Source organism: Pseudomonas qingdaonensis, from assembly GCF_018398475.1.
In the GTDB taxonomy this organism is placed as follows: Bacteria; Pseudomonadota; Gammaproteobacteria; order Pseudomonadales; family Pseudomonadaceae; genus Aquipseudomonas; species Aquipseudomonas palmensis.
This window is the reverse complement of sequence record NZ_CP074676.1, coordinates 3181789-3206592: the sequence shown is the minus strand read 5'-3', so window position 1 is coordinate 3206592 and position 24804 is coordinate 3181789. Positions and strand designations below refer to the sequence as shown.

General features: G+C 67.3%; 25 protein-coding genes. 14 read left to right on the top strand and 11 right to left on the bottom strand.

The window, feature by feature from the left end; translation table 11 throughout:
* Window positions 1–4 precede the first annotated feature (4 nt).
* The 4 genes from KH389_RS14590 to KH389_RS14575 are packed head-to-tail and all read left to right on the top strand — an operon-like array spanning window position 5 to window position 5296.
* Window positions 5–1579 carry an ABC transporter substrate-binding protein gene (locus KH389_RS14590; RefSeq protein WP_213605725.1) on the top strand — a complete coding sequence of 525 codons (1575 nt, stop codon included), beginning with the start codon at window positions 5–7 and terminating at the stop codon, window positions 1577–1579.
* Entirely contained in the window at window positions 1572–2633 is a 1062-nt protein-coding gene (locus KH389_RS14585) for an ABC transporter permease (RefSeq protein WP_213605724.1), read from the top strand. Before KH389_RS14590 ends, KH389_RS14585 begins: the two co-directional genes overlap by 8 nt.
* Before the next feature lie 12 nt (window positions 2634–2645).
* Window positions 2646–3464 carry an ABC transporter permease gene (locus KH389_RS14580; protein ID WP_043860485.1) on the top strand — a complete coding sequence of 273 codons (819 nt, stop codon included), beginning with the start codon at window positions 2646–2648 and terminating at the stop codon, window positions 3462–3464.
* Window positions 3461–5296, top strand: a complete 1836-nt coding sequence (locus KH389_RS14575) for a dipeptide ABC transporter ATP-binding protein (protein ID WP_213605723.1) — start codon at window positions 3461–3463, stop codon at window positions 5294–5296. The genes KH389_RS14580 and KH389_RS14575 overlap by 4 nt, the downstream gene beginning before the upstream one ends.
* Here KH389_RS14575 and KH389_RS14570 read toward each other — a convergent pair.
* The 6 genes from KH389_RS14570 to argC all read right to left on the bottom strand — a co-directional run bounded on the left by KH389_RS14570 (window position 5190) and on the right by argC (window position 14097).
* Entirely contained in the window at window positions 5190–6476 is a 1287-nt protein-coding gene (locus KH389_RS14570; RefSeq protein ID WP_213605722.1) for a benzoate/H(+) symporter BenE family transporter, read from the bottom strand. The two genes, KH389_RS14575 and KH389_RS14570, sit on opposite strands and share 107 nt — an antisense overlap.
* 60 nt (window positions 6477–6536) lie before the next feature.
* Window positions 6537–8060, bottom strand: a complete 1524-nt coding sequence (gene pdxR, locus KH389_RS14565) for a MocR-like pyridoxine biosynthesis transcription factor PdxR (RefSeq protein WP_210015223.1) — start codon at window positions 8058–8060, stop codon at window positions 6537–6539.
* An 85-nt stretch (window positions 8061–8145) separates the two neighbouring features.
* Window positions 8146–8604: a GNAT family N-acetyltransferase gene (locus tag KH389_RS14560; RefSeq protein WP_054915360.1), complete on the bottom strand. Its 459-nt coding sequence runs from the start codon at window positions 8602–8604 to the stop codon at window positions 8146–8148.
* 113 nt (window positions 8605–8717) lie between these two features.
* Window positions 8718–11081 carry a DUF262 domain-containing protein gene (locus KH389_RS14555; protein WP_213605721.1) on the bottom strand — a complete coding sequence of 788 codons (2364 nt, stop codon included), beginning with the start codon at window positions 11079–11081 and terminating at the stop codon, window positions 8718–8720.
* The gene (locus tag KH389_RS14550; RefSeq protein WP_213605720.1) at window positions 11078–12853 is read right to left on the bottom strand and encodes a DUF262 domain-containing protein; all 1776 of its coding nucleotides are present in this window, start codon (window positions 12851–12853) and stop codon (window positions 11078–11080) included. Before KH389_RS14550 ends, KH389_RS14555 begins: the two co-directional genes overlap by 4 nt.
* Window positions 12854–13173: 320 nt before the next feature.
* Complete coding sequence (gene argC / locus KH389_RS14545; protein WP_210015220.1) at window positions 13174–14097, bottom strand: N-acetyl-gamma-glutamyl-phosphate reductase; 924 nt, start codon at window positions 14095–14097, stop codon at window positions 13174–13176.
* Window positions 14098–14208: 111 nt separating this feature from the next.
* On the opposite strand from argC, the gene KH389_RS14540 reads away from it, so the two are divergent.
* The 3 genes from KH389_RS14540 to KH389_RS14530 all read left to right on the top strand — a co-directional run bounded on the left by KH389_RS14540 (window position 14209) and on the right by KH389_RS14530 (window position 16915).
* Window positions 14209–15093, top strand: a complete 885-nt coding sequence (locus KH389_RS14540) for a LysR family transcriptional regulator (RefSeq protein WP_043860492.1) — start codon at window positions 14209–14211, stop codon at window positions 15091–15093.
* Between the two features lie 73 nt (window positions 15094–15166).
* Window positions 15167–15886, top strand: a complete 720-nt coding sequence (locus KH389_RS14535) for a GNAT family N-acetyltransferase (RefSeq protein ID WP_213605719.1) — start codon at window positions 15167–15169, stop codon at window positions 15884–15886.
* Between the two features lie 177 nt (window positions 15887–16063).
* Window positions 16064–16915, top strand: coding sequence for a CAP domain-containing protein (locus tag KH389_RS14530; protein WP_116054412.1), 852 nt, complete (start codon window positions 16064–16066; stop codon window positions 16913–16915).
* 85 nt (window positions 16916–17000) lie between these two features.
* Here the strand turns inward: KH389_RS14530 and KH389_RS14525 are convergent, their stop codons facing one another.
* The 3 genes from KH389_RS14525 to KH389_RS14515 form a co-directional block, all read right to left on the bottom strand.
* Entirely contained in the window at window positions 17001–17468 is a 468-nt protein-coding gene (locus KH389_RS14525) for a GNAT family N-acetyltransferase (RefSeq protein WP_058540690.1), read from the bottom strand.
* A gap of 16 nt (window positions 17469–17484) precedes the next feature.
* Window positions 17485–18444 carry a DMT family transporter gene (locus tag KH389_RS14520; protein ID WP_078480222.1) on the bottom strand — a complete coding sequence of 320 codons (960 nt, stop codon included), beginning with the start codon at window positions 18442–18444 and terminating at the stop codon, window positions 17485–17487.
* A 77-nt stretch (window positions 18445–18521) separates the two neighbouring features.
* On the bottom strand, window positions 18522–19250 hold the full coding sequence (locus KH389_RS14515; RefSeq protein ID WP_213605718.1) for an AraC family transcriptional regulator: 729 nt from the start codon (window positions 19248–19250) through the stop codon (window positions 18522–18524).
* Window positions 19251–19421: 171 nt separating this feature from the next.
* On the opposite strand from KH389_RS14515, the gene KH389_RS14510 reads away from it, so the two are divergent.
* The 5 genes from KH389_RS14510 to KH389_RS14490 all read left to right on the top strand — a co-directional run bounded on the left by KH389_RS14510 (window position 19422) and on the right by KH389_RS14490 (window position 22803).
* Entirely contained in the window at window positions 19422–20555 is a 1134-nt protein-coding gene (locus KH389_RS14510; RefSeq protein WP_043860497.1) for a GGDEF domain-containing protein, read from the top strand.
* A gap of 75 nt (window positions 20556–20630) precedes the next feature.
* Window positions 20631–20873 carry a hypothetical protein gene (locus tag KH389_RS14505; RefSeq protein WP_054915353.1) on the top strand — a complete coding sequence of 81 codons (243 nt, stop codon included), beginning with the start codon at window positions 20631–20633 and terminating at the stop codon, window positions 20871–20873.
* A gap of 17 nt (window positions 20874–20890) precedes the next feature.
* Entirely contained in the window at window positions 20891–21679 is a 789-nt protein-coding gene (gene xth, locus KH389_RS14500) for an exodeoxyribonuclease III (protein ID WP_043860499.1), read from the top strand.
* On the top strand, window positions 21676–22401 hold the full coding sequence (locus KH389_RS14495) for a DUF72 domain-containing protein (protein WP_213605717.1): 726 nt from the start codon (window positions 21676–21678) through the stop codon (window positions 22399–22401). Before xth ends, KH389_RS14495 begins: the two co-directional genes overlap by 4 nt.
* A gap of 72 nt (window positions 22402–22473) precedes the next feature.
* On the top strand, window positions 22474–22803 hold the full coding sequence (locus KH389_RS14490; RefSeq protein ID WP_043860501.1) for a hypothetical protein: 330 nt from the start codon (window positions 22474–22476) through the stop codon (window positions 22801–22803).
* On the opposite strand, the gene KH389_RS14485 is transcribed toward KH389_RS14490, so the two are convergent.
* Window positions 22800–23102, bottom strand: a complete 303-nt coding sequence (locus tag KH389_RS14485) for a DUF7693 family protein (RefSeq protein ID WP_043860502.1) — start codon at window positions 23100–23102, stop codon at window positions 22800–22802. The genes KH389_RS14490 and KH389_RS14485 overlap by 4 nt on opposite strands.
* 113 nt (window positions 23103–23215) lie before the next feature.
* On the opposite strand from KH389_RS14485, the gene KH389_RS14480 reads away from it, so the two are divergent.
* Both KH389_RS14480 and KH389_RS14475 read left to right on the top strand, forming a co-directional pair.
* A complete protein-coding gene (locus tag KH389_RS14480; protein ID WP_054915351.1) occupies window positions 23216–23686 on the top strand; it encodes a hypothetical protein in 471 nt (156 codons plus the stop codon).
* Window positions 23683–24162, top strand: coding sequence for an HIT family protein (locus KH389_RS14475; protein ID WP_213605716.1), 480 nt, complete (start codon window positions 23683–23685; stop codon window positions 24160–24162). Before KH389_RS14480 ends, KH389_RS14475 begins: the two co-directional genes overlap by 4 nt.
* A gap of 161 nt (window positions 24163–24323) precedes the next feature.
* Here the strand turns inward: KH389_RS14475 and KH389_RS14470 are convergent, their stop codons facing one another.
* The gene (locus tag KH389_RS14470) at window positions 24324–24800 is read right to left on the bottom strand and encodes a hypothetical protein (RefSeq protein WP_043860504.1); all 477 of its coding nucleotides are present in this window, start codon (window positions 24798–24800) and stop codon (window positions 24324–24326) included.
* Window positions 24801–24804: the final 4 nt, after the last annotated feature.

Below are 24804 nucleotides of genomic sequence, written 5' to 3'. Positions count from 1 at the left end.
GCCCATGCCTCATGAATTCTCGCGCCGGATCTTCCTCGGCAACAGCCTGGCCGTCGGTGGCGGCCTGTTGCTGGGCTCCAGCCTGCTGGGCGGCTGCGATGCCGGCGGGCCTGCCAGCAGCGCGGCGGCCATTGCACGCCCGGGCAATCCGGTGCACGGCGGGCGCCTGCGCGTCGGCATCATCGACGGCGACCAGGCCGGCAACCTGGATGCACACAAGCCTTCCGGTGGCGGGATCATTCGCGGCTGGGCGCTGTACAGCAAGTTCTGGGAATGGAACGACGACGTCAGCACGCGCCTGGGCCTGGCCGAATTTGCCGAGCCCAATGCCGATGCCAGCGCCTGGACCATTCGCATCAAGCCGGGGCTGGAGTTCCACCACGGCAAAAGCATCGGCGCCGACGACATGCTGTTCTCGATCCTGCGCCTGACCGACCCGAAACTTGCCTCGCCATTTGCCGGGCTGGTGGGCGCCATCGACCGCCAGGCGCTGCGCAAGCTCGACGAGCGCACCATCGAGATCCGCTTCAAGCAGGGCCGCAGCTTCTTCCCGCTGGACGAGACCCTGATTGCCTTCGGCGGCATCGTGCCAACCGACTACGACCCGGTCAGCAACCCGGTGGGCGCCGGCCCGTACCGGCTCAAACGTTTCGTGCCGGGCCAGCGTGCGCTGTTCAGCCGTTTCGAAAACTACTACAAGCCCAACCAGCCGTACGCCGACGAGCTGGAGATCATCGAATTCAAGGACCAGGTATCGCGCGTGGCCGCCCTGCGTGCCGGGCAGATCGACATCGCCAGCGGCGTGCAGGCCGAGCACAGTGCCTTGCTCAAGGCCGACCCGCGCCTGCAACTGGTGGTGTCGCCCACCACCTCGTTCAGTGGCTTCAACCTCAACACCGCCAAGGCGCCGTTCCAGGACGAGCGGGTGCGCCAGGCCTTCCGCCTGCTGGCCGACCGCCAGGAGCTGGTGGGCCGTGGCCTCAACGGTTTCGGGCGCATCGCCAACGACCTGTATTCGCCAACCGACCCCACCTACAACCATGCCATCGCCCAGCGCCCCTTCGATCTGGACCAGGCCCGTTCGCTGCTGCGCCAGGCCGGGCAGACCGACCTGCGCATAGAGCTGACCACCACCGCCAACGAAATCAACGCTGCCCTGGTGTTCGCCCAGCAGGCGAAGAAGGCCGGGGTCCAGGTCAAGGTCACGCCGGTGGACGCCTCGGTATTCAACGGCCCGCAGAAGGAGCAGTGGCTGATGTCGCCCGGCTCGACACCGGCCCGCGGCTTTCTGGCCACCGGCCTGCACAACGATGCACCGCTGGCGATCTACAACCGCAGCAACTTCCGTGACGAGCGCTTCAGTGCGCTGTTCACCCAGGCCCTCGGCCAGCCGGATCTGGCGCAGCGCAAGCAGCTGGTGCACGAGGCGCAGGCCATTCAGCACCAGCGCGGCGGCCTGCTGATCTGGGGCTTCACCGACGTGCTGGACGCCGCCTCGAACAAGGTCGGCGGCCTGCACGGCGAACAGACCACCTTCGCCTCCTGGCGCTTTGACAGCCTGTGGTTGAACCATGCCTGAACCGTGCGCAACCTCTCATCGACTGCCGGCCTGGCTGCCCTGGTTCATCGGGCGCCTGGGCTACGGCCTGCTCACCGCCTGGGTCATCAGCCTGGTGGTGTTCATCGCCACCCAGGCGCTGCCCTCGGACCCGGCGCGGGTGATCCTGGGCCCCGACGCGCCGCTGGAGAGCATCCAGACCCTGCGCGAGCAACTGGGCCTGAACCGGCCGATCCTGCTGCAGTACCTGAGCTGGCTGGGGCAGGTGCTGCACGGCGACCTGGGCATCTCGCTGGATTCGAACCAACCGGTGGCCGGCATCATTCTCGCGCGCTTTGGCAATACCCTGGCGCTGCTGGGCGGCGTGCTGCTGGTGGTGGTGCCGCTGGCGTTGAGCATCGGCGTGAGCCTGGCGCTGCGGCGTGACAGCCGCCTGGACCGCTGGGCGCTGTCGGCGCAGATCTTTCTCAAGGCCACCCCGGGTTTTCTGCTGGCCATCGGGCTGGTGCTGCTGTTTTCCATGCCGCAGTTCAGCCTGCTGCCGGCGGTGTCGATCCTCGACCCGGACAAGCACCTGTGGCAGCAGCTGGAGTTTCTGCTGCTGCCGATCCTGGCCCTGAGCCTGTCGTCGCTGCCGTACCTGGCGCGGCTGGTACGCGCCTCGATGATCGAGGCGCTGGAATCCGACTACGTGAGTGCGGCGCGCCTGCGCGGGGTGCCCGAATGGCGCATCGTGTGGCGCCACACCTTGCCCAACGCGCTGGTGCCGGCGGTGCAGGGCGTGGCCCTGACCTTGCGCACGCTGATCGGCGGCGCGCTGCTGGCCGAGGTGATCTTCAGCTACCCCGGCATCGGCACCCAGCTCAACACCGCGATCCAGATGCGCGACCTGCCGCTGATCCAGGGCGTGGTGCTGGTCATCACCCTGGGCGTGGTGGCGATCAACCTGCTGGCCGACCTGCTCACCGTGCTGCTGACCCCCAGGCTGCGCACCGCGCGGCGGGCCACGCTGATCCAGCGCAACCGTCGCGGCATCCAGAGCTGGTGGCGCCGCCCGGCAGCCAAGGCCCCTTGAGAGGAAGAAAGCATGTTCAGTGCAAGTGTCTGGCGTGAGCCGCAAATTCGTCGGGGTGGGCTGGTGACCCTGGCCATCGTGCTGCTGGCGCTGCTGGGCCCGTGGCTGGCGCCGCATGCGCCCACCGACATGGTTGGCGGGGTGTACGGGCCGCCCAGCGGCGAGGCGCCGTTGGGGCATGATTTTCTGGGCCACGACGTGGTGTCGCGGCTGCTCGGTGGCGGTGTGTCGATCCTGTGGATGTCGCTGGCGGCCGCTGCCATTGCGCTGGTGCTGGGCACGGCGCTGGGGCTGCTGGCCGGGCTGTCGCGCCAGCGCCTGGACCAGGCCATCACCTGGCTGGCGGATGTGTGGCTGGCGTTTCCGGACCTGATCCTGGTGCTGCTGATCGTGTCGATGCTGGGGCGCGCGCCGTGGCTGATCGTGATGACCGTGGCAATTGCCTTTACCCCCGGCGTGATCCGCCTGGCGCGCGGCAGTGCGGTGGCGGTGGCCAGCCAGGAGTTCGTGGAGGCGGCGCAGATGATGGGCTTTTCGCGCACGCGGATTCTGCTGCGCGAGATCCTGCCCAACGTGCTCACGCCGCTGTTGGTGCACTTTGGCAACATGCTGACCTGGGGCGTGGGCATGTTGTCGGGCCTGAGCTTTCTGGGTTACGGCGTGGCGCCGCCGGCGGCGGACTGGGGGCTGATGATCAACGAGAACCAGGCCGGGCTGCTGGTGCAGCCGTGGGCGGTGCTGGCACCGGCGCTGCTGATCGGGGTGTTCGCCTACGGCACCAACATTCTGGCCGAGGGCATTGCCCGGCACAGTGCGGGAGAACGCAAATGAATGCGCATGCCTTGATGGCCTCTTCGCCGGCAACGCCGGCGCCTACAGGTTTTGCACCGTCTGTAGGAGCCGGCGTTGCCGGCGAAGCGTTGCGGGTCGAGAACCTGCGGGTCGAACTCGCCAGCGGCGCCGATATCATCGACCACATCCACTTCAGCCTGGCCCCCGGTGAAATCCTCGGCCTTGTCGGCGAGTCCGGCTCGGGCAAGACCACCCTGGCCACCGCGCTGCTGGCCCATGCCCGGCGCGGTGCGCAGATTGCCGGCGGGCGCATCGACATTGCCGGCGCCTCGCTGCTCGAGCTCAAGGGCGATGCCCTGCGCCGTGCCCGCGGCGGGCTGATCGGCTATGTTGCGCAAGACCCGGCCATGGCCCTCAACCCGGCGCTGCGCATCGGCAACCTGCTGCGCGAAACCCTGCTGGCCCACGAGCCGCAGCTTGCCCGCGCGGCCCAGGCCGACCGCCTGCAGCAGACCCTGGTGGACGTCGGCCTGCCCGGCGATCGCGAGTTTCTCAGGCGCTTCCCCCATCAACTGTCCGGCGGCCAGCAGCAACGGGTGATGCTGGCCCTGGCCTTCGTGCTGCGCCCGCGCCTGATCGTGCTCGACGAACCCACCACCGCCCTCGACGTCGGCACCCAGGCGCACATCCTGCAAACCCTGCGCAGGCTGTGCAAGGAGCAGGGGGTGGCGGCGGTGTACGTGTCCCACGACCTGGCCGTGATCAAGGACCTGGTCGACCGCGTGATGGTGATGTACGCCGGGCGCATCGTCGAGGTGGCGCAGCGCGAACGCCTGTTCGCGCGGCCCGCGCACCCGTACACCCTGGGCCTGCTGGCGGCGATTCCGGACGTGGCCCGCCAGCGCCCGTTGCAGGCGATTGCCGGCCATGCCCCGGCGCCCGGTCAGCGCCCGCAAGGCTGCGCCTTCGCCCCGCGGTGCGCGCGCCGCAGCGCTGTCTGCACCTCGCTGGAACCGTCGCTGAATGCGCTGGACAGCGCGCAGCAGGTCGCCTGCCTGCACCCGCAACTGACCGCCGTGGCCGCGCCGGCGGTGGTGCCGGCAACGGTGCTCAGCTGCGCTGACACGCCGCTGCTGAGCCTGCGCGACCTCAACCTGAGCTACGACCGCCAGGTGCTGTTCGACCTGTCGCTGGACCTGTACAAGGGCGAATGCCTGGCGGTGGTGGGCGAGTCGGGCTCGGGCAAGACCAGCCTGGCGCGCACCCTGGCGGGGCTGGGCGATACCGCCCAGGCCGAGCTGACCTTCGACGGGCAGCCGCTGAGCCTGCTGGCGCGCCAGCGGCCCGCGGCCACGCGCCACCGTATCCAGTACATCTTCCAGAACCCGTACCGCGCCCTGAACCCGCGCCAGACCGTGGCGCAGTGCCTGCAAGCGCCCCTGGAGCACTTCTTCGGCCTCAAGGGCGCGGCCTGCCGGGCGCGTATCGACGCGGCGCTGGCACGGGTCGCGCTGCCCCCGGATGCGGCGCACAAGTACCCGCATCATCTGTCGGGTGGCGAGCGCCAGCGCGTGGCGATTGCCCGCGCGCTGGTGTGCGAGCCTTCGGTGCTGATCTGCGACGAGGTGACCTCGGCCCTGGACGTGTCGGTGCAGGCGGCGATCCTGGCGCTGCTCAAGCAGTTGCAGGGCGAGGGCATGACCCTGCTGTTCGTCACCCACGACCTGGGCGTGGTGCGCGCCATCGCCGACCGCGTGGTGGTGGTCAGGGAAGGGCGGATTGTCGAGCAGGGGCCGGCGCAGGATGTGCTGGACCACCCCCAGGCGGCGTACACCCAGGGCTTGCTGGCGCACTCGCCACGGCTGGGCTGAGCGGGCGGCCGGCGTGCATCAGCGCATGCACCAGCAGGCCGGTCAGCAACCCCCAGAACGCGCCGCCGATACCCAGCAGGGTGACATTGGCGGCGGTGGCCAGAAAGGTGATCAGCGCGGTCTCGCGGGTACGCGCATCGCCCATCGCGCTGGCCAGGCTGCCACCGATGGCGCCCAGCAGGGCCAGCCCGGCGAGGGTGGTGACGAAGGTGCGCGGCAGCACCATGAACAGGCTGGCCAGGGTCACGCCGAAAACCCCCACGGTGACGTAGAACACCCCGCAGGCGATGCCGGCGAGGTAGCGCCTGGCCGGGTCGGGGTGCGCGTCCTTGCCGGTGCAGATGGCCGCAGTGATGGCGGCCACGTTGAACGCATGGGCGCCAAACGGCGCCATCAGCAGCGACCCCAGCCCGGTGACCGTGATGATCGGGTTGGCGCTGGTGGCGTAGCCGTCGTTGCGCAGCACCAGCATGCCCGGCATGTACTGCCCGGTGAGGGTGATGACGAACAGCGGCAGCGCCACGCCGAACAGCGCGCCAAGGCTGAACTGCGGGGTTTCGAACACCGGCAGCGCCATGCTCAGGTGCACGCCGTGCAGGTCCAGGCGCTGCTGGGCCAGCAGTATGGCCAGGCCCGCCACCAGCACCCCGACCACGGCAAAGCGCGAGGTGAAGCGGCGCAGCACGGCGTAGGTGAGCACCAGCACGATCACCAGCAGCGGGTCGGCGCTGGCCCCGCCGAAGGCGTTGACCCCGAACTGCAGCAGGATGCCTGCCAGCAGCCCGGCGGCGATGCCGGCCGGTATCCAGCGCACCAGCCGCTCGAACACTCCCGACAGCCCCAGCAGGATGAAGCCGATGGCGCACAGTACGTAGGCGCCGATCACCTCGCCATAGGGTGTGAACGGCATGACCGTGGCCAGGAACGCCACGCCTGGGGTGGACCAGGCGGTGATGATCGGCGCGCGGTAGCGCCAGCTCAGCCAGGCCCCGGTCAGGCCCACGCCGATGCTCACCGACCACACCCACGAGGCGGTTTGCGCGGCGCTCAGGTTGCCCAGTTGCGCGGCCTGGAATACCAGCACGAAGGTGCCGCCATAGTTGACCATGACGCTGATCAGGGCGGCCAGGGTGGGTGAGACGAGGTCACGCGGGTGCAGGCGCGAAGCGGTTCGGTTCATGGGCAGGTCCTTGTGGGATGGGCTGGGGTGCCGAGCGTATCCGCGCCAGGGGTGGCCCGATCAGTCCACCTCGCTGGCCTGCGCCAGACCGCTGCGCACGCCGGGGCGCAGGGCCTTGGCCAGGCGTGCCACGGCACTGCCGATCTGGTGCGGGGTGAGCGCTGCGAAGCCCAGCAGCCAGCCGCCCTGTGCCGGCGGCGTGGCGTACAGGCGGCTGAGGCCGGGCAGGTGGATGCCCGCCCGCGCGGCCTGGCGGATCGTCTCGGCCTCGCTCCAGCCATGCTCCAGGCGGCACAGCATCTGCAGGCCGCCCGGTGGCAGCTGCGCGCTGGCGATGCCGCCCAGGTGCTGGTGCAGTGCCTCGGCCATGGCCTCGCGGCGCACGGCATACAGCGTGCGCATGGCGCGAATGTGCGCGGCGAAATGGCCGTCTTCGATAAACCGCGCCAGGGTCAACTGGGCCAGCTGCGGGGTGTGCCCGTCGAGCATGCTGCGCGCGTGGCTCATGGGCGCGACCAGGGCCGGCGGCAGCACCATGAAACCCATGCGCAGGCCGGGGTACAGCGACTTGGCGAAGGTGCCCAGGTAGATCGTGCGCTGCGCGCTGTCCAGGCCCTGCACGCAGGCGGTGGGCAGGCCGTCGTAGTGGAACTGGCTGTCGTAGTCGTCCTCGATGATCCAGCCGTTGCGCTCGGCGGCCCAGGCAATCAGGTCCAGGCGCCGTTCCAGGGCCAGGGTGACGCCGGTGGGGTACTGGTGCGACGGGGTGACGTAGACGGTGTTGGCGCCGCTGCGGTCGGCACGCAGCAGGTCGGTGCGCAGGCCGTGCTCATCCACGGCCACGGGCACCACCTGCAGTTGGGCCATCTCGAAGGCCTTGCGCGCGCCAAAGTAACCCGGGTCTTCGAGCAGGATCGGCCCGCCGGGGTCGGCCAGCACCTGCGCGCACAGGTACAGCGCCTGGCGCGCGCTGCTCAGCACCAGCACCTGGTCGGCGTGCACCCTGGCGCCGCGTTCCAGGTTCAGGTAGCGGGCGATGGCCTGGCGCAGTGGCGCGGCACCCAGCGGGTCGCCATGCAGCAGCACCTGGGCGCGGTAGTCCTTCTGGGCCTGGCGTTGCAGGCGGTCCCAGGTGTCGAGGGGGAAGTTGCGCGTCTCGGGCAGGCCGGTGGCGAAGGCCTTGACCTGCTGCTGGTCGCTGACCCCGCCGCTGGCCAGGATCGCCGCGCCACGGGCGCTGAGGCCGACGGTGGCAGGCGCGTGCTGTGGCGCGCCGGTGCGCGGGGGGCGTGCACCCAGCAGACGCGGCCCCAGGTGCTCGGCCACATAGCTGCCCGAGCCTGGGCGGCGGCAGATGCAGCCCTCCAGCTGCAGTTGCACATAGGCCATCTCCACGGTGTCGCGAGACAGTCCCAGGGAACTGGCCAGGGTGCGGGTGGCGGGCAGGCGGCAACCCGGCGGCAGTTCGCCGGCAAGAATGAGTTCGCGCAGGGCGCGCTGTACCCGCACGCGCAGCTCCAGCGGGGCCAGCTCGGCGGCGGCCAGGCGGATCTTCAGGGTGTCGAGTTGAAAACTGTGGGCCATGACGTCTGTGCAGTGAAGAAGGGCAGGCCGGCATGCTGACCTGCCAGGGCCCGGCTGTCCATGCCTGCCCTTGAACGGGGGAAGGTTACAGCGCGATCTGGTAGAGGATCGTGCCGGGGTTGACGGCCACACGGTTGTACAGCTGCTGGGCGCGATGGTTGGTCTGGTGGGTGTGCCAGTACAGGCGTGTGCACTGCTGCTGGTCGGCGGCGGCCTTGACCCAGGCGATCAGGTGCTCGCCGGTACCCTGGCCGCGCATCTGCGGGGCGACGTAGAGGTCTTCGAGGTAGCAGTAGTGGGTGGTCGACCAGGTAGAGCGGTGGATGACCCAGGTGACCATGCCGACCAGCTCGCCGTCGTACTCGGCCACTGCGGCGAACACGGGCTCGTCGGGGTCCAGAAAGCGCTTGAAGGTGGTGGCGTTGACGGCTTCGCCCAGGTCGACCTGGTAGAAGTCCTGATAGGCCAGCCAGAGCGGCAGCCAGGCCTCGAAGTCGGTGGGCTGGATGGGGCGGATGGCGAGTGATGCGGTACTGCTGGTCATCGCTGATGGTCCTCGTTGATGGCAAGGCTGCATGCCTCGCGACCTGCCCAAGCATAGGGGCAGGGCGCGGGCATCAACCGACCACTTGGAGGGCGGCGGGCAGTCCGCGTGCCTCAGGCCGCCAACAGGCCGGCCAGCGCGACCAGCCGCTGTTCGACCGTGTCGCGGGGGCAGTGGCTCTGCAGGTAGCCGGCCTCGACGACAAAGTCGAAGTCCTGCTGCAGGGCATGGGCCAGGGCGTCGCGCCCGAGCAGTTCATCGACATCGTTCTGCAGCAGAAAGCCATGCGGCGTGGAGGTGACATAGAGATGGGTGTGCACCTGCGGGCTGTGCCTGTGCAGCAGGTAGAGGTAGGGTTCGTCGGCACTGCCGGAAACCGGCACGTAGCCTTCGACCGACAGCGGTGCCAGTTGCGCCAGCCGCTGCGGGGTTTGCAGCTGTTGATGCAGGGCGAAGCTGAACAGCTCGGCATGGCTGCCACTCATGCGTTCCCTGGCCAGCAGGTACACCTGGTCGCGTTCGAAGCGCAGTTGGCGCAACGCGCAATACCCGAGGGCCGAGGGGGTCTGGATCAGCACCTGGCGCCACGGCTCCCGCACCCGGGCCTGGTCGATGATGCGTTGCAACTGGGCCGGCAGCGGGCGGGTTTCGTCCAGTCGGTTCCAGAGGCAGAACAGCGTCACGCGCATGCCGTCTTCATTGGCCAGCAGGCGTTTCCAGGTGCCAGGGCCCGTGAGACCGTCGCCAAGGAACGAATGGTTGTAGCCGCGTTTGAGCAGGTAATCACCCTCGCTCAACAGCGCGCGCTCCCAGAGGAAGTCGTCGATTGCGCGTAGGCCGTGGTCGTCGAACATCTGCTCGGCCAGCGCAAGGCTGCTGGCAAAGTGTTCCTGCCAGGTGGCATGCGCGTGGCTTTGCAGCGCCCAGGCGGCGCTGCTGTGGTCGAGCAGAAAATCGATCTGGCCCTGGAAGTAGCCGTGCTGCTCGGCGTGTTCGAGCAGCGGCCGCCATTGGCTGTCGGCGACGATCAGTTTCGCCTTGGTGATTTCCTCGCGCACCTGGGTACCGCGAAAGCCGCTGACGGGCCTGTCGACGCTGGCAAAGTGCGCGAGGATGTCCAGCGCCTGCTCCAGCATTTCGCCGAGCCCGCTGACGCTGCGCTTTACATCGTCCGGCCCGTCGTAGCTGGCATTGACCGACAGGTTGACCACCAGTCGCATCCACTCGCCAAATGCCTGCGGTTGGCTGCTGCCATGGCGGCGCAGGAACATCGCATAGCCGCAGAACTGCACCAGGCGGGTGTAGTTCAGTGGCTGGTCGCTGATGGCGTGGTTGAAGAAGGCGACCTCGTCGAAGTAGTGCGCCGTGGGCAACTGGGTGGCGAAATTGCCGGGCCCCTCGCTCCAGGCCTCGAGCAGCAGCATCAGGGTTTCGGAAAACGCATCATCGAGCCAGCCGTTGTCCTCGTACACCTGGTAGCTCAGGCGCTGCTGGCGGTTGCGCAGCTTGAGCAGGTCGGCTTCGTAGCCCGGCGCCTCGGGCGCGCGGGTGGCCGCGGCGACCATCTGCAACAGGTTCATCACCGCCTGGTCGAACAGGCGCATGGTCGCGGGGGCCGTGGCGTCATTGCGGGCGTTGCTGAAGTTCCAGAAAAAATCCGCCCAGCGCGTGTCCATGCGCCAGGCGAAGAAGGTCGCGGTGCTGACCGGCTTGCCGTGCATCTGCCGGGTGTGACCGTCGAACTGGGTGTGCAGGTGCCGTTCATAGCGCGCCTTGAATGTCTCGAAGGCGGTCAGCGGCATGCCGCGGGCGTTCATCTTGATGTACAGGTCGTCGGCCAGGCCGAAGTCGTCCAGGTCGAGGATCTGGAAGCTGATCACCGGCCGCTGCACATCGATCAGGCGGGCAAAACGGGCGGTGGCGGCGTTGTGAAAGCGCTCGTGCATGGCCTGCAGCATGGTCAGGCATGACTGGATGGTGGGGTCCAGGCGCCAGTGGCGAAAGTACCAGGGCTGGTCGGTGAGGTGCTCGATCAGCGAGTCGTCGGCACCCAGCGCGGGCGAGGGCGCATGCTGGCTGAGGGCGTCGAAGAACTCGCTGCTGCTGGGCCTGACGCTGTAGGCGAATCGGGCGCTGCCGTTGGCGTTGCAGAACAGCTGGGCGAAGGCTGCCAGCTCACCGTCGCGTTGCGCCAGGTACCAGTGCAGCAGAAACAGCGTGGTCAGGCGCTGCTGGCCGTCGAGCGGGACGAACTGGCGCTGGGGGTTCAGCGTGCCGTAGACGAAGTCCAGGTTCAGCGGCAGGCTCGGGTCGTCGGGCGGCAGTGCCAGGGCGCGGGCCAGGGCACCGAGGAATTCGCTGCGCACCTCTTCGGTATCGGCCCTGCCCTGGGCGTAGTCGCGCTGGATCAGCGGGATGCGGGTGCCGGCGTAGCGCTCGAACAGCTGGCCGAAGATGATCTGGCTGTTGGCGCTCATGCGTGCTGCTCCTGTGGGTCGGCGAAGAAGGCTATCAGGGTGTGCAAGAGCGCAAGCGCGTAGCCCTTGCGGTCCTGTTCGCCCCAGAACAGCAGGTGCTTGACGTCAGGGCTGTAGCATTTGAGGAACAGGTTGCGCGTGCACAGCGGCACGAACACGCCGCCCTGGTCCAGGGCCAGCAGGCGCTCGCGCTTGACCGCGAAGATCGCGTTCTTGTAGCTGCGGTTGGTCTTCTGGTCGAGCAGCGTGAGGTTGGCGATGCTGTCGTCGACCTCCTGGTTTTCGCCGAACGCCTCCAGCACTGCCTGGTGGAGCGCGTTGAAAGCCTCATCGTCTGCACCCTTGGGGTCGCCAATGAATGCCTCCAGGGCCTCGCGCAGGGGCCGGGTTTCGGTCTTGTCCGGCAGGTGCGGCAGGCAGCGCTGCAGCCATTGCTGTTTTTCCTCGGCGCCGTTGAAGCGGTGGGCGGTGACCGAGCGCACATGTTCGATGTCCCAGCGCTCCTTCTTGAAGCTGTCGAACTGGAAGCGCACGTTCGATTGCGGGTTCTGCAGCAGGCTGGCGAGGTTGAACAGCAGCAGGGTCGCGCGAATGGCCGATCTGTCCCGCTGTGAGTAGTCCAGGCCGGCGAGGAAGGGCGAGAGCGCATCGGTAATGGCGTCGCGGGTAGCCGGCTGGGGCAGGGGCGAGCCGGTCAGTTGCATGAACACGCGCTGGCGCAGGCGCTGTTCGAACTGGCTCTTGGGCAGGCCTTGCGAGAGGGCGAACAGCTCGGCCACGGCGACACCCTGCTGCACCAGAAAACCGATGATGTGGTAGAGCCGGCGGTCCTCGAACCATTCCTCCAGCAGCATGCAGGTGTTCTTGACCTGCTGCCATAGCGGTTGCGCCGAGGCGTCGGGGGCAGCCAGCCGGCGACTGTAGTGATGGAACACGGAGTAGCGCTGTCGGGCTGGCGCGCTTGCGCCTTCCAGCCGGGCTACCAGCTGGAACAGGAAGCCGATGCGGTTCCGCCCGGTGCTTGGCTGCTCGTTCAGGAAGTACCAGAGCGCGTCGTTCTGCAGTGCCTTTTCGAGTTGATCCCATTCGTGGGCGATGCGCAGTTGCTGGGGCGTTTCGCCCGAGGCGTCGTCGGCGTTGCGCTTGAGAAACAGCGCACGGATCAGCTCGTCGTCGGTCAGGGGGATCTTGCCGATGTTCAGGCGCGTGAAGGCGTCCACCGGGTTCTCGCTGGCGGCCAGCTCGTACCAGATGACCTTGGTGCGGTTGAGCAGGGTGGACTTGAAGTCGTCGACTTCGTTGTCGTGCTGATCGAACCAGTGCTCGATGCTGTGCATGGCCTGGTACAGGTGGAAGAAATCGACATTGCCGCGGGCCTGCTCGGCCGAGGGCTCGAGCAGAAAATCCGGCAGGTGCGGGCGGGTTTCGTAGCTGAGTTCGAACACCGGTGCGCGGTGTCTTTCGGTGAGCCGCTGGTTGAAGAAACGCAGAATCAGCAGCAGCGTGGTGAGGCGCTGCTGGCCGTCGACCACTTCATACTGGCCATTGTCGCGGGCCTTGAGCACCAGTGGCTGCAGGCAGTAGAAGTCGTCGTTCTGCGGGTTCTTGCGGTAGGCGAACTCGAGGATGTCTTCCAGCAGTTGCTGCACCTGCTCGGGTTTCCAGCGGTAGCCGCGCTGGTAGGCGGGGATCCAGAAGCGATTGACCGGGCTTTGCCTGTCCTCCCTGATCAGCTGGTGGACGGGCTTGGGCCGAAAATCGGGTGAGGTCATTGCAATGGTCCTTATTGCCGAGGGTGCGCAACAGCCGAGCGATGGCAGAGTGCCTTGGTGGGGCGAGGTTGGCAACGGAGTGGGCAGAAAAACCGCGTGTGCAGGTTTTGCTGGCGCTGCGCACCAGATCGCGGGGCAAGCCCGCTCCCACGGCCTGGCGGCCCGAAACAGATCATTGAGCCATGCATAATCCGCTTCTGCCCGCAGGGCGTGGGAGCGGGCTTGACCCGCGAATCGAGCGCGAAGCGGTCGCAAGGCCTACATGCACAATGCAGGCTTTTGCTGCGAGGCCACCGCGCCAATCGCCAGGGAAGTGTCCCTCACTCACCCCCCATCATCAGGTCCAGATTCTGCACCGCCGCCCCCGCCGCGCCCTTGCCCAGGTTGTCGAACACCGCCGCCAACAGCACCTGCTCGCCATTCTCGAACACCATCAGGCGCAGGTCGTCGGTGCCGTTCATCACCTGCGGGTCCAGGTACGTCAGCGCCTTGGCCTGCTGCATCGAAAGCACCTCGACGTGCTGCAATTGCGCATAGTGCTCGGCCAGGCACGCATGCAAGCGCTCCCCGGTAACACCCGGCGCCAGCAGCCGCAGTTGCACCGGGATGGTCAGCACGATGCCCTGGCGGAACGCACCATAGGCCGGCATGAACATCGGCCGCTGGCCCAGCCCGCTGTACTGCTGGATCTCCGGCACGTGCTTGTGCGCAAGCCCCAGCCCATACGCCTGGTATGCCGGCGCCCCGGCCGCATCCGGCCCCTCGTACAGCTCGACACCGGCACGCCCGGTGCCCGAGTAGCCCGACACGGCATGCAGGCTGGCAGGGTAGTCCTGCGGCAACAGGCCGGCATCGATCAACGGCTTGAGCAGGCCGATGGCCCCGGTCGGGTAGCACCCGGGGTTGCTCACCCGCTTGGCTGATGCAATGCGCTCGGCCTGCTGCGGGCTCATCTGGGCGAAACCATAGACCCACTCCGGGTGGGTACGGTGCGCGGAACTGGCGTCGATCACCCGCACCGCCGGGTTGCGGATGCTGGCCACCGCCTCGCGCGCGGCATCGTCGGGCAGGCACAGCATGGCGATGTCGCAGGCGTTGATCGCCTCGGCGCGGTGCTGCGGGCTCTTTCTGTGTTCGGCGGGCAGGGTCAGCAACTGCAGGTCGGTTCGGCCCTGCAGGCGCTGGTGGATCTGCAACCCGGTGGTGCCCTGGTCGCCATCGATGAATACAACGGGTGTGGCCATGAGTGTGCTCGCACGTGAAAAAGGTCAGGGCTTATCTTCGATGCGCGGTTAAGATAGGAAAAGTTGAATTTGGCAAAGGTCAGGTTCAGTTTTACTGAAGAGGCAACACCCATGCGTGAAATCAGCCTGGACCGTTTGCGTACCCTGGTGGCGATTGCCGACCTGGGGTCGTTCGCCGAAGCCGCGCGGGTGCTCAACCTGGCGCCGCCCACGGTCAGCCTGCATGTCGCCGAGCTTGAAGCACGGGTGGGCGGCACCCTGCTTTCGCGCACCCGTGGCAACGTGCAGCCCACTGCCATCGGCGAAACCCTGGTGGAGCGCGCCCGCCGCCTGCTGGCCGACGCGCAGCAGGCACTGGACGACGTGCAGCGCCAGGTGCTGGGCCTGGCCGGGCGCGTGCGATTGGGGGCGTCCACCGGGGCGATTGCGCAACTGATGCCCCAGGCGCTGGAAACCCTGGGCCATGCACACCCCGGCATCGATGTGCAGGTGGCGGTGCTGACCTCGCGCGAAACACTCAACAAGCTCGCCGAGGGCTCGCTGGACATCGGCCTGGTGGCCCTGCCGCAAAGCCCGGTGAAGGGGCTGAGCATCGAGCCCTGGCGGCGCGACCCGGTCATGGCGTACCTGCCGGCACGCTGGGACTGCCCGGCGCAGGTCACGCCCGAGTGGCTGGCGACCCAGCCGCTGATTCTCAACGACAGCAGCACCGGGCTGTCACGCCTGACCTCGGAGTGGTTCAACGCGGCCGGCCAGCAGCCGGCGCCGCGCATCCAGCTCAACTACAACGATGCGATCAAGAGCCTGGTGGCTGCCGGCTACGGCGCCACCCTGCTGCCCAACGAGGGCTCCACGCCGCTGGCCGATGCGCGCATCGTGATGCGCCCGTTGCAGCCGCTGCTGTGGCGCCAGCTGGGCATCGCGCACCGCAGCGGCGAGGTGGAGCGTGCCACCGGCCATGTGCTGCAGGTGCTGTGGGGCTTGAGCGCGGGGTAGGGCGGGGCCGCGCAGACCTGTAGAATCCCCGCCAGGACCGCAAGGTCACCCTGTTTCCGGAGCCAGACGCCGCATGCCTGTCATCACCCTGCTGCAAACACCCCCCGACGAACCGATCAAGGGCCAGATCCTGCAGATGGTGGTCGACTACCTGACCGACATCAGCAGTGTGGCCCTGCCGCCGAGCAACCCGCTGTACAGCCTCTACCAGTACGGCATCGGCTATGAGGTGCACCTGTACCTGGAGGCCCTGAGTGGCGCGCGCGGCATCCCGGTGGAGCTGCTGGTGGCCACCGACGAGCAGGACCCCTCGCGGCTGCTGGGGTTCGTGCTGTACCTGCCGGTGCAGGACGACCCCCAGGCCTGTGCGGTGGCGTACATGGCGGTACTGGCCGGGCACCGGCGCCAGGGCATCGCCCGGGCCCTGCTGGGGCAGGTGCGCGAGCGCTACCCGCACGTGGAGCTGGCCTGCGCCGTGGGCAAGGTGGCGTATTTCGAGGCGATGGGCTTTCAGGTGCTGGGGGCACGCGGGCCGCAGGTGTTGATGAACACCCGCGATTACGCCACCGAGGGGCTGCTGGCGGTGCTCGACGTGGCGCCGATCTACCGCACCCTTGAGGTCCAGCAGATTCACGCCTACCTGCTCAAGCAGCACGGCAAGCGGGCCATGGTGGACGCCGAAAAGCAGCGCGACCGTCATCTGGATCAACTCACCCGCCAGGCCAGGGCATTCGTGCAGCAGCGCCTTGGCGACACGGGCGCGCAGGCCGCTGCCAGCCTGCGGCTGGTGTGAGGGTAGGGGCGTCAACCGGTGGATTTGTGCGCAGGGCAAGGAACGCCGGCCGGCACTGCGCATCCAAGCTCGATAGCGGCGCATAAGCAGGTATTGATAATGCGTCGCATCCCGTGGTGCTACGAAAGCAACACAAAATCACGCATCATGGGCGCAGTTTGTTCAAGGGAGAGTTACATGCACGACTTATCATCCAGGCTGCGTCTGGGCGCGTTGGCGCTGGGCATGCTTGTCACCACGCTGGCGGTGGCGAGCGACGAGACGCAACTGGTCGAGTCGATCAATGGCTATCGCAGCCAGTCGCAACGTTGTGCCGAGCAGGTGTCGCTGGAGCTGCCGCCGCTGGCCAGCGACCAGCGCCTGGTGCTCCCGGCCAACGGTGTCGGTGACTTGCAGCAGGCGCTGGTGAAGGCCTCGTACCCGATGGTCAGCGTGCAGGCCATCAGCCTGTCGGGGCCACGCGATGCAGCGGCAGCGATGAAGGCGATTCAGGAGAGCTTCTGCAAGGTGGTGCTCGACCCGCAGTTCGTCGATGTGGGCGTGAGCCGCGAAGGGCGTGACTGGCGCATCGTGCTGGCGCGCCCACTGCTCAGTGCCAAGCTGGCGGAGTCGCAGGTGGAGGGGCAGAAGCTGCTCGATGCGATCAACAGTGCGCGGGCCCAGCCGCGCCAGTGCGGCGCCCAGGCCTATGCGGCCAGCGCGCCGCTGGCCTGGAATACCACCCTGGCAGAGGCCTCACAGGGCCATACGCGGGCCATGGCCAACGGCAATTTCTTCGACCACCGCGACCGTGACGGGCGCATGCCGGGCGACCGCGCCGAGTTGCAGGGCTACAGCTATCAGCTGATCGGGGAAAACATTGCCGCCGGGCAGGACAACGTGCGCAAGGTGGTCGATGGCTGGCTGGCCAGTGCCGGGCATTGCGCCAACCTGATGAACCCGCAGTTCAAGGAGCTGGGCGCGGCTTATGCGGTGGACCCCAAGAGCGATGCGGGGATCTACTGGACGGCGATGTTCGGGACGAAGTGACAGCATCGCGGGTCAAGCCCGCTCCCACAAGGCACACCGCCATCCTTGTGGGAGCGGGCTTGACCCGCGAGAGGCCGGCGCCGACCTATACCAGTACCTTGGTCATGGGCACACACGCCAGGTCGATGCCCCGGGGTGAGTGATAGAGCGCTGTCGCTTCGCCCACATAACCACACTGTCGATAGAAGGCTGCAGCGTTCAGCGTGGCGTCCAGGTTCACCTGCGCCAGCCCCAGGTTGCGCGCCAGCGCTTCAAGAAACGCCAGCATCTGTTTGCCCAGGCCTTGCTGCATGTACCCCGGCAACACGAAGATCGCCCCGATTTCACGGGCATTCACATCCAGCATGCCGGTTGCCACCGGCTCACCTTCGATGCACCCCATGTAGAAGTGACTGGCCATAAGGCTGGCGTAGCCATCCTCGGCCGTGCCCGCCGTCCAGGCCAGCATCTGTTCTGCCGGGTAGGCCCCGATGCAGTGATGACGGACTGCCTCCCGACGTATGTCGTAGGCCACTTGGGCATCGGCGCTGGTAGCGGGTCTGATGGTGAGCATTTCACAGTCCATTGGTTCAGGAGGAGGTTGCGGTGGCACTGGCAGTATCGCTGCGGTGGCAGTTCAGGCACCAGACCACGCCACCGACCAGCAGCGCAATAGCAACCAGCTCCAGCGCACCGGGCAGCCGCTGTTCCCACAAAAAGCCGAACAGCAGCGCCGCCAGGGTTTCCACCACCAGCACCTGGCCGCTGAGCGCCAGCGGCAGCAGCCGGCTGGCCTGGTTCCAGAAGGCGCCGCCGACCACCGACGATAGCAGCGCCACGCCCGCGGCCACCAGCACGAAGTGAACCCAGGTTGCCGCGCCATGGGCCGCCACTTCAGGGCCCAGCACCGGGATCGCCAGCACCAGCGCCTGTGCGCCGGTCATCAGGCCTGTGAGCAAGGCCCAGTCGTGGGAGGACACGCCGCCGACCAGGGCCAGCCGACGGGCGTTGGCCACCGCGTACCAGCTCCAGCTCACCAGCGCGCCCACGGCGCACAGCAGGCCGGCTATCACCTGGCCGCTGCTGGTGCGGGTGTCGGCGCCGCTGTGCAACGCATCGAGGCTGATCAGGGCCACGCCGGCCATCGCCAGGGTCAGCGAGGGGATCAGCCGCCGCACAGGCACCGCGTTGGCGTCATGGCGCCCCGCCAGGGTCACCAGCACCGGGATCAGACCGACGATCAACGAGGTGGTGGCGATGCCGACCAGTTGCACGCCGCTGCCCACCAGCGAGTAGTACACCAGGTTGCCCACCAGGCTCAGCCAGAACAGCGAGACCCAGTCGGCACGGGTGAGCTGCGCGCATACCCGGTGCAGGCGCGGCATCAGCAGCACCAGCGAAAACAGCCCGTAACACAGGAACCGCAGTACCGCGAACTGCACCCCGCTCAACCCTGGGGTGAGTTCGGGGCCCAGGAAGATCACGCCCCAGCACACCCCGGCCGCCACGCCGTAGCCAAGCCCCTTTACCAACGAACGATCAGCGAACATCGCACCACCCCTGCCGTGAAAGGTGCCCAGCATGCGGGTTTTGCCAGTGGTGGTATTGGCGCCGACTGCGGGGTTTTTTACCCAGGCTGTTGCTGGCGCCTGCGGTAGGCGGCGGGAGTGATGCCGCCCACCCGCTGCATGGCGCGGGTAAGGGCGGCCTGGTCGCTGAAGCCGCTGCGCAGGGCGATCTCGGCAATCGGCAGGTGGCTGTCGCCCAGCCAGCGCTGGGCCTGCTCGATCCGTACGCGGGTCAGCCAGCCCTGCGGGGTGCAGTCATGCAGCTCGCGAAAGCGCTGATGCAGCTGGCTGAGGCTCATGCCCGCGACATGGGCCATGCGCTCGTTGCTCCAGGCGGCGGCTGGTCGGGCGTGTACCTGGGCAATCAGGCGGTTGAGGCCGGGGTTCGGCTGCACCGGCAGGGCGGCCAGCGACGCCAGCAGCAAGGGCGCCAGGTGCGTTGCAGTGGCCGCCAGCTGGCCACGGCCGATGAGCTCGGCATATTCGATCAGGCGCCGGGTAGCGGGCGGGATGGCGACGTAGGTGCGTTGCGCCAGCGCCGTGAACGGCTGGCCGTGCAGTGCATCGGGGGCACAGTCGAGCACCAGGAAGCGACTGCCGGGCTGCGCCAGCTGCGCGTGCTGCGAACCGGGTCGCACCAGCGCCGCCAGGGCATTGTCGATGCTGCCGCCACGGCCATCCACGTCGATTTCCATGCGCCCGCAGATGGGCAGCACCAGTTGCGTGAAGTCATGCTGGTGATGAGCGCTTTCAGCCTGATAGCTGCGAATATCGAGGTTCAAGACCAATGGTGCACTCCTGGCGTCAGACGTCGGCATGGCCGCCGTGCGCACAGGCTATCCTCGACCCTCTGAACATTCAATCGCACGTGCGCGCCCCAGCCGACAGCCGGCTGTTCGAGATGATCGCACAGTGCCACAATGCGGCTTACCAGCGCTTCACCATAGCGGGCATAGCCAATGGATCATCCCTTTTCGCACCCTGATGCCACTGTGGCGCAACTGGCCCGTACCGACCGTTTGCAGTTGCTGTTCCGTCAGTCGCTGACCGCGGTATACGGCAGCTTTCTTGGCGCAGTGATGCTGTGCTGGCTGTGCTGGGACTACATCGAGCACAACGTCGCGTTGAGCTGGATCGGCGTGCTGAGCGTGGCGACCCTGTCGCGCATCGTGCTGTTCACCGCTTACTACCGCAGCCCCGAGACCAGCCATACCCCGTCGCGCTGGGAACGCAGATACTGGGTCACCCTGGTGTTCAGTGCCGGCGTGTGGGGCCTGGGGGCGCTGGCGGTGATGCCGCACGACAGCCTGCTGGCCCAGGCGATCGTGCTGTTGTTCGCCGTGGGCATGTCGGGCAGCGCGGTGTCCTGCTATTACGCCTACCGCTCGATGACCCTGGCCGCCATCGGCCTGGTGCTGCTGCCCTGCACGCTGTGGCTGCTGTTTCAGCCCTCGCAGTTGCAGACCGGCATGGCCCTGGCGGTGCTGGTGTTTTCCTCGTTCATGCTGCGTGCCACCGGCAAGCTCTGCGCGGCGCTGGAGAAGGCGTTATGCCTGACCCACGAGATGGAACGCGCGCACCACATCGCCAGCAGCGCGGCGCAAACCGATGAGCTGACCGGCCTGAAGAACCGCCGGGCGTTCTTCGAACATGCCCAGCAGTTGTACTCCCACAGCCAGCGCGAGCAGCGCCCGCTGTGCGCATTGATGCTGGACATCGATCACTTCAAGCGCATCAACGACACCTACGGTCATCAGGTCGGCGACGAGGTGCTGCGCCAGATCGGCGGGGTGATCAAGGCCTCGTTCCGCGACACCGACGTGTACGGTCGGCTGGGCGGGGAGGAGTTCGCGGTGCTGCTGGCCGACACCCCGATGGACACGGCGCTGGGCATCGCCGAACAGTTGGCGCAAGCCATCGCCCAATTGCAGTTCGTGCACCACAGCGATGGTCGCCAGGGCATGACGGCCAGCTTCGGCGTGGCGGTGGCCAGTGCGGCGCACAGCGACCTGCACACCTTGCTCAACAGCGCCGACCAGGCGATGTACCGCGCCAAGGCCCAGGGGCGCAATCAGGTGGTGGCGGCCGACTGACCGCCTGTGCACTGCAACTGAACGTTCGGCCGCGCCCGGCACTCACTAGAGCTGAGTGACCCAGAGGACAATGCCATGTCGGTTGACCGCAATACGCCTGAACTCAAAGCCTGGTATGCCGTGCTGGACGATCAGAGTTACCGGCTGGAGTCGCCGGATGCCTACCACCAGGCCCTGGTCAGCCTGGCCCAGGCGCTGCTGGACGACGGTGCCATCGAATGGGACGACTGGCTGGCGCTCAAGGCCATGGCCGATGAGGCGAACACGCACGCCATCGAAGCGGCCGTGGAGGCCAAGGTCGACGACCCGGATACCTGATCGCCAGGGAGGTGCGGATGAAAACGCTGAAGATCGCCACATTCAACATCAACGGCCTGCGGGCGCGGCTGCCCAACCTGCTGGCCTGGCTGGAGCGGGAACAGCCCGACATCGCCTGCCTGCAGGAGCTCAAGGCGGTAGACAGCGCGTTCCCTGTGGCTGACTTCGAAGCCCTCGGCTATGGCTGCCTGCACCATGGCCAGGCGTCGTGGAACGGTGTGGCGATTCTGGCCCGTGACGCGCAACCGCTGGAGGTGCGCCGCGGCTTGCCGGGAAGCGAGGACGATACGCAAAGCCGGTATCTCGAAGCGGCGGTGCTGGGCATTCAGGTCGGCTGCCTGTACCTGCCCAATGGCAACCCGCAACCGGGGCCCAAGTTCGACTACAAGCTGGCCTGGTTCGAACGCCTGATCGCCCACGCCCAGGGCCTGGTGAACAGCGAGCACCCGGTGCTGCTGGCCGGCGACTTCAATGTGGTGCCCACCGACCTGGATATCTACAACCCGCGCTCCTGGCTCAAGGACGCGCTGCTGCAGCCCGAAAGCCGCGAATGCTACCAGCGCCTGCTGGCCCAGGGCTGGACGGACGCTATCCGCCACCTGTACCCGGACGAGCGGGTGTACACCTTCTGGGACTATTTTCGCCAGCACTGGCAGAAGAACTCGGGGCTGCGCATCGACCACCTGCTGCTCAACCCGCCGCTGGCCAGGCGCCTGAAAAACGCCGGGGTCGACGCCTGGGTGCGCAACGAAGCGCATGCCAGCGACCATGCACCCACCTGGATCGAACTCAAGGCCGCTCGATGAGCCCCTTGTTGCGCATCGGCTGTGCCGGCTGGAGCCTGCCGCGCGCGTACTGGCCGGCGTTCGCCGAGCAGGGCACGCACCTGCAGCGGTATGCGTCGCGCCTGCCGGCCGTGGAAATCAACAGCTCGTTCTACCGCCCGCACCAGCCCGCCACCTATGCGCGCTGGGCTCATGCGGTACCGCCAGGCTTCGCATTCTCGGTCAAGGTGCCCAAGCAGATCACCCATGTGCAACGCCTGCATGACTGCGCCGGGTTGCTGGATGCGTTTGTGCAGCAGTGCACGCAGCTGGGCGAGCGCCTGGGATGCCTGCTGGTGCAGACCCCGCCATCGCTGGCCTGCGAGCCGCAGGTGGCGCAGGCGTTCTTCGGTGCACTGCGTGAGCGCTACGCCGGCGCCGTGGCGTTCGAGCCGCGCCATGCCTCCTGGGCCGACGCCGGGGCGCTGCTCGACCGCTGGCGCATTGCCCAGGTGGGGGCCGACCCCAGCCCCATCGGCGCCGTGCAGCCAGGTGGCTGGGCCGGCTTGCGCTATTGGCGCCTGCACGGCTCGCCACGCCTCTATCACAGCGCCTATGGGCACGAACGCCTGGCACTGCTGGCCCAGGACATACGCCAGGCCCTGCAGACCGGCGTGGAGTGCTGGTGCATCTTCGACAACACCGCCAGCGGCGCTGCGGTAGGCGATGCACTGGGCCTGCTGCAACTGCTGGAGGACACATAAGGCAATTTGCTGGCCCCGACGCCTTTTCATCCTTGGCAAACTCGCCGCCTTTCAACGGGTTAGGATGACTTCATGCGAGGTTTCGTGATGACCGTGGCCGTGTGCGCACTGGCCACCTTCTCGCTGGCGACGCACGCCAAGGCGCTGAACAAGAATGACCGCTTCGTGTGCAGCTGGGGTTCGGAGATTGCCGCCGGTGCGCAGCAGTCCAAGCTGTCCGGGGTCACGCTGTATGCCGCGCGCAAGCGTCTGCAATCGCGTAAGTTCCCCAAGCCGTGGATGCGCATGACGGCCATGGGCATTACCGAACAGACCTACAACAGCCGCTCGCGGCTCAAGCCGCCAGCCATCAAGCAGACCTACTACGAACAGTGCGCGCGCCATGCCATGGCGCAGCGCTAGGCGCCGAGCAGGCGCTCGATCCGGGCCAGTTCCCAGGTGCTGAGCAGGTAGACCGGGTCGGTGCCGTAGCGCAGGCCAGGCTCGTACACCCGGCCATCCGGGCTCTGGCAGCGCTGGCAGTGGTGCAGGTGGCCGTGTTCGACATCCAGGCTCAACTGCCAGCCGTCGATCTGCACCTGCATCACGCCACTGGCCGGTTGCGCCTGCAGGCACTGCAGGCTGGCCAGCCCCAGGGCGGCGTCACGTAGCTGCTGGCACACCTCGCGGGCGGTGAGGGTGTGGTCAGTGGGCGCGTTCATCCATACCTCCCGGAAAAAAGCGTCACTTTATGCGGTGGCGCGGGCGATGTCTTCGCCTGCCTGAGTCGCGCTATAGTCGCCGGCTTGTCGAAGCCCAATGAACGAGGTGTGGTGTGAGAGTGCTGATCGTGCTGTTGCTGGGCCTGATGCCCATCGTTGCCCAGGCGCTTGAGGTGGGCGAGCGCGTGGCCCCGTGGACCCTGCTCGACCAGTTCGAGCAGCCGTATACCCTCAACGACGACACTGCCCTGGTGCTGGTGGCGCGCAGCATGGAGGGTGGCAAGCTGGTCAAGGCGGTGCTGGAGGGGCAGCCCAAGGGCTACCTGGAGGCGCGCAAGGGTGTGTTTGTCGCCGACGTGCAGCGCATGCCGGCGCTGATCGCCAAGCTGTTCGCCATCCCGGCCATGCGCGACTACAGCTACCGCGTGCTGCTGGACCGCGAGGGGCGGGTGGCCTCGCGTTACCCGGGCGCCGAGGGCACGGTGCTGTTGCTGCAACTGGAGCACGGGCGCGTGACGGCCAAGCAGGAATTGGCCGATGCACAGGCACTGCGCGAGGCGCTGGCCGAGGTGAAGGCGCGTTGAAGATCCCCGCTGAGTTCATCGTTCACGAAACCGCACACTGGGCACTCAACCACCATCTGTCTTCGGCGTTGCCGGGTTATCTGATGCTGGGGTCGCGCCAGTCGGTCGATTCACTGGCGGAACTGCCCGACGCGGCGCTGGCCGAGATGGGCGGGCTGATGGCCAGGACGCAGGCGGTGATGGAGCGCCAGTTGCAGCCCAAGTGGCTGTACATCAGCCGGTACGGGCATATGCCGGGGTACCCGATTCACTTTCACTTCATCCCGGTGTACGACTGGGTGGAGGCGCTGTTCTGGAAGGATGAGCGCTATCGGCTGCTGCAGACCTATGCCGGGGCCGGCTGCCAGTCGCTCACCGATGGCGCGGAGCTGACCCTGTTCGTGTGGCGCGAGTTCGGTGAGCGCGAAGACCCGCCAGCGGTGCAGGGGCGCTCGGTAGGTGAAGCCATTGAATGTGTGCGTGAGGCGTTGCGATGAGGGACCTATGGTTGGAAGGGGCACTACCCGTGTGATTTGAGCCATGCGAGCGCTTTGCGCTCGATCGCGGGCCAAGCCCGCTCCCACAGAAGCAGCGCAAACCTGTGGGAGCGGGCTTGACCCGCGATCGGGTGCGCAGCACCAGCAGGCAACTACGCCCCTCACTTCACCGGATGCGCCGCCACCGCCACCTTCAACGCCTCGGTCACCAGCTCGATCAGCACCGGCCTGGCACTGGCCTGCATGGCCTTGCCGATGTCTGGCTGCTTGCTCATCACCTTGTCGGCATACTTGGATTCGCGACCTTCGCTGGCCAGTGACGCCAGCTCCTTCGCCGAGAACGACTGGCTGTAGGCCTCGACCAGGTGCTGGTCCCACTGCGGCTGGTACTTGGGCAGCAACCCCTTGATGGCCGCCGTCACGCTCTTTTCCGCTTGCTGGCTGCCGACCTGCGCAGTCAGCAGGCCGTAGGTGTTGGTGCGCATGGCCGCCGACAGCGCAATCGGCCCCAGGTTGGCCCCGGCCTGGCTCTTGACCACGAACTCGCGCGCCGCCTCTGCGGCCGGTGCCTTGGCATAGGCGGTGCCACCCAGTCCGCTCAACGCCAGCAGGGCAAGCAGGGTATACAGAACTTTCATGATC

Excerpts from the sequence above, each read along its gene's own strand:
- xth (WP_043860499.1), top strand. The coding sequence starts at position 20,891 with ATGAAAACGCTGAAGATCGCCACATTCAACATCAACGGCCTGCGGGCG.
- KH389_RS14535 (WP_213605719.1), top strand. The coding sequence starts at position 15,167 with ATGCCTGTCATCACCCTGCTGCAAACACCCCCCGACGAACCGATCAAG.
- KH389_RS14495 (WP_213605717.1), top strand. The coding sequence starts at position 21,676 with ATGAGCCCCTTGTTGCGCATCGGCTGTGCCGGCTGGAGCCTGCCGCGC.
- KH389_RS14470 (WP_043860504.1), bottom strand. The coding sequence starts at position 24,800 with ATGAAAGTTCTGTATACCCTGCTTGCCCTGCTGGCGTTGAGCGGACTG.
- KH389_RS14490 (WP_043860501.1), top strand. The coding sequence starts at position 22,474 with ATGCGAGGTTTCGTGATGACCGTGGCCGTGTGCGCACTGGCCACCTTC.
- KH389_RS14540 (WP_043860492.1), top strand. The coding sequence starts at position 14,209 with ATGCGTGAAATCAGCCTGGACCGTTTGCGTACCCTGGTGGCGATTGCC.
- KH389_RS14585 (WP_213605724.1), top strand. The coding sequence starts at position 1,572 with ATGCCTGAACCGTGCGCAACCTCTCATCGACTGCCGGCCTGGCTGCCC.
- KH389_RS14555 (WP_213605721.1), bottom strand. The coding sequence starts at position 11,081 with ATGAGCGCCAACAGCCAGATCATCTTCGGCCAGCTGTTCGAGCGCTAC.
- KH389_RS14510 (WP_043860497.1), top strand. The coding sequence starts at position 19,422 with ATGGATCATCCCTTTTCGCACCCTGATGCCACTGTGGCGCAACTGGCC.
- KH389_RS14485 (WP_043860502.1), bottom strand. The coding sequence starts at position 23,102 with ATGAACGCGCCCACTGACCACACCCTCACCGCCCGCGAGGTGTGCCAG.
- KH389_RS14570 (WP_213605722.1), bottom strand. The coding sequence starts at position 6,476 with ATGAACCGAACCGCTTCGCGCCTGCACCCGCGTGACCTCGTCTCACCC.
- KH389_RS14560 (WP_054915360.1), bottom strand. The coding sequence starts at position 8,604 with ATGACCAGCAGTACCGCATCACTCGCCATCCGCCCCATCCAGCCCACC.
- KH389_RS14505 (WP_054915353.1), top strand. The coding sequence starts at position 20,631 with ATGTCGGTTGACCGCAATACGCCTGAACTCAAAGCCTGGTATGCCGTG.
- KH389_RS14530 (WP_116054412.1), top strand. The coding sequence starts at position 16,064 with ATGCACGACTTATCATCCAGGCTGCGTCTGGGCGCGTTGGCGCTGGGC.
- KH389_RS14590 (WP_213605725.1), top strand. The coding sequence starts at position 5 with ATGCCTCATGAATTCTCGCGCCGGATCTTCCTCGGCAACAGCCTGGCC.
- KH389_RS14525 (WP_058540690.1), bottom strand. The coding sequence starts at position 17,468 with ATGCTCACCATCAGACCCGCTACCAGCGCCGATGCCCAAGTGGCCTAC.
- KH389_RS14550 (WP_213605720.1), bottom strand. The coding sequence starts at position 12,853 with ATGACCTCACCCGATTTTCGGCCCAAGCCCGTCCACCAGCTGATCAGG.
- KH389_RS14580 (WP_043860485.1), top strand. The coding sequence starts at position 2,646 with ATGTTCAGTGCAAGTGTCTGGCGTGAGCCGCAAATTCGTCGGGGTGGG.
- KH389_RS14575 (WP_213605723.1), top strand. The coding sequence starts at position 3,461 with ATGAATGCGCATGCCTTGATGGCCTCTTCGCCGGCAACGCCGGCGCCT.
- KH389_RS14520 (WP_078480222.1), bottom strand. The coding sequence starts at position 18,444 with ATGTTCGCTGATCGTTCGTTGGTAAAGGGGCTTGGCTACGGCGTGGCG.
- argC (WP_210015220.1), bottom strand. The coding sequence starts at position 14,097 with ATGGCCACACCCGTTGTATTCATCGATGGCGACCAGGGCACCACCGGG.
- pdxR (WP_210015223.1), bottom strand. The coding sequence starts at position 8,060 with ATGGCCCACAGTTTTCAACTCGACACCCTGAAGATCCGCCTGGCCGCC.